4 protein-coding genes and 1 pseudogene are annotated in these 4,015 nt (G+C 62.4%); 4 read left to right on the top strand and 1 reads right to left on the bottom strand.

Annotated features, from left to right (window positions below; all coding sequences use genetic code 11):
• From GY937_15125 to GY937_15110, 4 genes and pseudogenes are all read left to right on the top strand, one after another.
• A partial coding sequence (locus tag GY937_15125; GenBank protein ID MCP5058036.1) for a hypothetical protein occupies positions 1-184 on the top strand: 184 nt, incomplete at its 5' end.
• Positions 163-750, top strand: a pseudogene (locus GY937_15120) (hypothetical protein). The gene GY937_15125 and the pseudogene GY937_15120, both read left to right, overlap by 22 nt.
• A 116-nt stretch (positions 751-866) precedes the next feature.
• Positions 867-1,796, top strand: coding sequence for a glycosyltransferase family 2 protein (locus tag GY937_15115; protein ID MCP5058035.1), 930 nt, complete (start codon positions 867-869; stop codon positions 1,794-1,796).
• 214 nt (positions 1,797-2,010) lie between these two features.
• A complete protein-coding gene (locus GY937_15110) occupies positions 2,011-3,021 on the top strand; it encodes a glycosyltransferase family 4 protein (protein MCP5058034.1) in 1,011 nt (336 codons plus the stop codon).
• 25 nt (positions 3,022-3,046) lie between these two features.
• Here the strand turns inward: GY937_15110 and GY937_15105 are convergent, their stop codons facing one another.
• Positions 3,047-3,451: a hypothetical protein gene (locus GY937_15105; protein MCP5058033.1), complete on the bottom strand. Its 405-nt coding sequence runs from the start codon at positions 3,449-3,451 to the stop codon at positions 3,047-3,049.
• Between the last annotated feature and the right edge of the window lie 564 nt (positions 3,452-4,015).

Below are 4,015 nucleotides of genomic sequence, written 5' to 3'. Positions count from 1 at the left end.
GCTCGTGATGACCGAGACCCTCTCGGCCTGCGCCGTGATGCGCGGCTCGGAACGCCGCCACCTTCGCCGAAGCGCGCTTCACCCTGAAGACCGGCTGGCCGTGCAGCTCTTTGGCGCCAAGGCGAAGACCCTCGCGGATGCGTGCCGGCTACTTGACGATCAGGCGTCCGGTGGATCGATCTGAACCTCGGATGCCCGTTTCCCAAATTCATCCGCAAGGGTGCGGGCGCTGCCTTGATGCGAACGCCGCTCGAGATCGGGCGCATCGTCGAAGCCATGCGCAGGAGTTTCGGCGGTGTCCTCTCCGTCAAGATGCGGAGCGGCCCACTGGGGTTGCACTGTTGGCGATCCGTCCTTGATCTCCCCCTGGGGTACTTGTCAAGTGATCCCCTTATCGGACACGAATCCCCCGTTGGAACTCCTATTCTCACTCACCCAGGAATCGTGGCCCAACTGGACCTACTACATCCACTCGAGTCCCGAGATCAGAGCCCTCTGGCAGCGACCGAACCCAGCCACGCGCGAGATGATTGGCGAGATTACCGGACGGACATTCGACACCGAAGTGTCGACGTACTGCGAGGGCCAGCCGACCCAGTACTTCATGCGCCTCCTCACATTGAAACTCTGGCTGGACCAGCGGTCGGCGGCAGTGCGGGCAAGCACTGGACGCCCCGAACAATGAGACTTGAACGCTGCTGGGCGACGCTGTTCTGCGCGAGATGTCGGCTCGGCATGGGGAACGGATGAATACTGAGCAAGTCGGTCAAGTGGGAGCCGGGATCGTCATCATCGGTCGTAATGAAGGGGAGAGGCTCGTTCGCTGCTTGGAGTCGACTCGTCCACTCGGCCTCCCCACAGTGTACGTGGACAGTGACTCGCAGGATGCCAGCGTAAGGATCGCGAAGGAAAGGGGCGCGATCGTCGTCGAACTCGACATGAGCATCCCCTTCACTGCTGCTCGGGCCAGAAACGCGGGAGTAAACCGACTGCTCGAGGTAGAGCCTGACCTCCAGCTGATCCAGTTCGTGGACGGTGATTGCGAGATCTGTCCCGGGTGGCTCGAAGCAGCCGCAGAGTTCTTTCTCGAGAGCCCCGGAGTCGCAGTATTGTCGGGCTTGCTCCATGAACGCGATCGGTCCGCCAGTGTCTATAACCGTCTGGCTGATCTCGAGTGGCAGAACATGCCAGTTGGGGAGGGGCACTCCTCAGGTGGCAACATGATCGTCCGCCGCACCGTCTTCGAGCGGGTAGGCGGCTTCAACGAGGAGATGATCGGCGGAGAAGAGCCCGACCTCTGCAGTCGCATTCGCGCAGCTGGCTTCGGTGTCTATCGCCTCGACCGGGACATGGCAATCCACGACAGTGCGATGTTTCACTTTCACCAGTGGTGGACGCGCCAGGTGCGGTCGGGTCACAGCTACCTCGAGCTGCAGACTCTTCGAGAGAAGGGTTCACGATCTCCCTGGGCTCGGCAGATCGTCTCCATCCTCTTCTTTGGAGGTGCGCTGCCTCTGGTCGTTCTCCTCGCTGCCCCCGTCACGGCCGGAGCGAGCCTAGTGCTTCTCCTCGTGTACCCCCTACTCGCTCTGAGGATTGCGCTCAGGCAGCGGCAGGGGGGAACCCCGTCAGCCGACGCCCTGCTCTACGGGGCGTCTTGTGTCGTGGGCAAGCTGCCGACCGCGCAAGGCATCACTACGTTCCTGCTGAACCGATTCGTACTGCACCGCGCGAGCACGCTCATGGAGTACAAGGGCGCGCGGTCGGGAAATCCGGACTCTGGGGGGGGCGAGTGAGGGGAAACTCTCAGCTCAGGTGTGTACACGACCGATTGTAAAGAAGCCACCGGATCAGCCATGATCTTGGGAAGGGGACTGGGCGATGCGATCGCGAGGCAATCGAGGGAGCGGGACGGTACCGGGCCAGACGGCCATCGTCTTCGGCTCCTTTGCACCCCCGTCGCACCCCTGTGGCGTCACGGCCGCTATGCGAGCGGTCACTTCTTCCTGTTTGAGTGAACGCTGCAACCTGGAGATCGTCAGCACGCTCAGGCCGGACCAGCCCGACCGAGGCATGATCCTGCGCGTCTCGTTTGGTGCCTGGCTGGGCATGACGACGATCGTCCGCATCTTGCGTTCCGGCGCCAGCCTGGTCGACGTCCACGCCGTGAGCGGCCGCGACCTCCTCAAACACTCGGCCGTCCTAATCGGCGCGAAGCTCGTTGGTCGCCCTTCGATTCTGCGTATCCACGGGGGTGACTTCGACCCCGTGTACGCAACATCCGGGTCCACCGCAAAGCGACTGATCCGCTGGATCCTGCGCATGCCGTCTCGAGTCGTGCTGCTCTCAGATAGATGGGCGGAAACGGTCCGCCAAATCGAACCTCGGACACACACGTTCGTGCTCCCGAACGCGGTCGATTGCGACGAACTCGCGGCAATCGCAGAAGAACGCCCCGCTGAGGCCAACAGCGCGCTCATGTTGGGCAATCTTTGTGAACGGAAAGGCCACTTCGATGCCCTGGAGGCGTTGGCCGCAGCCAGGAAGCAGCACCCGAGCATGGAGCTCCTTCTCGCTGGAGCCGAGCGAGACGAGGGCGCAATGGCGGAACTCGAGGAGCGCGCTCGCGAGCTGGGGATCGAGGGAAGCGTTCACTTTCTCGGACCCGTCTTCGACCAGGAGAAGCGCTCCGCACTGAAACGGGCGGGGATCTTTCTCCTCCCATCGCACGTCGAGAACATGCCCGTATCCGTCATGGAGGCGATGGGCGCGGGACTTCCCGTAATCGGCTCACGCGTGGGCGCAGTCCCCGAGATGATCGAGGATGGAGTCACCGGCTTCCTGATGGAAGCGCGAGACCGATCCTCACTGAAGCAGCGCTGGATCGAGCTGCTGGAGCGCCCGGAACTGCGCCGCGAGATGGGAATGCGCGGACGCGATCGCGCCCAACAGCTCTGGAGCCGGAACCTCGTGGGCAGCCGAACCGCCGACCTCTACGACGAACTCCAGCCCGCAGGCTGAGAGCCCCCACCCCCCCCAAGAAGACTCAGGGGGAGGAGAGCAGCAGGGGCGGCATTGGACGCGCCGGGACGGGGGGGATCGGCGTCAGAGCGACGCTACTCGAAAAGGCCCCGACGTGCATCGGCGCCGTGCCCAGTGGAAACTGACTGCTCGCGGAGAAGTCTACTCGGCTCGCTGGGATCGCCATCCCCGCGCTGAGCAAGGGGTGATTCTCCTGCAGGCTGTAGTCAGCCCAGTCCATAGTAGCGGGGTGTTGCACGAACGGAACGCCGTCATCCACGATGACATTGCAGCTGGAGCAACGAGCCGTGTTGCGGCCTCCGTCTTCGAGCATGACTCGACCCGAGGCATCCGGCGCGAAGAGCAAGTTGTTTGCGACAAACGTGTCGGTGGGGACCGAGGATCCGTGGGTCCGAATGCGAATCGCCACGACATCGCCCAACCGTCAGGACCGAGCTTGTAGAAAGTGTTGCCATAGATGCGATTTCGGCTGGCCTCTGGCGCAACCGGTACCCCGTTGTCGACGCGGGCATTCTCCACCAAGATGAAGGTGAAGTCCGACGCTCCGGTCATGTTGACTATGTTGTTTCGCACCATCGAATCGGCACCCCAAACTGCGATGAACTGATTCGTGCGGGGACCCGCGGTCAACAGATTGCGTTCCAAGATGATCCGCTCGATGTGTTCATTGCGCTTGTCACCAGAGCTCGAGCTGGCATTTCTGCTCTGTGGCCCAAAACCGACCGGCCACTGCCCTTCGGTAGTCGAGCAGTCGATGTGGTTGTCAGAGAAGATCACGTACGCAGTAGGATGACCTGCCAAGGGGTTGTTGCCATCCCACTCGACGCCATGAACCTGGGTCTGCCCCGATTCCGTAGACACTTTGGTTAGACCGTGAGACCCGGCTCCTCCGGATCTCTTCTTCGTTCAGTAATGAACGGGGGTTCGGGGGCGGAGCCCCCGAGTCTTCCGTTTCCGTTCTTGAGCTCGAATT

The organism is bacterium (assembly GCA_024228115.1).
Lineage (GTDB): Bacteria > Myxococcota_A > UBA9160 > UBA9160 > UBA6930.
This window is presented reverse-complemented; position numbering and strand designations above follow the sequence as displayed.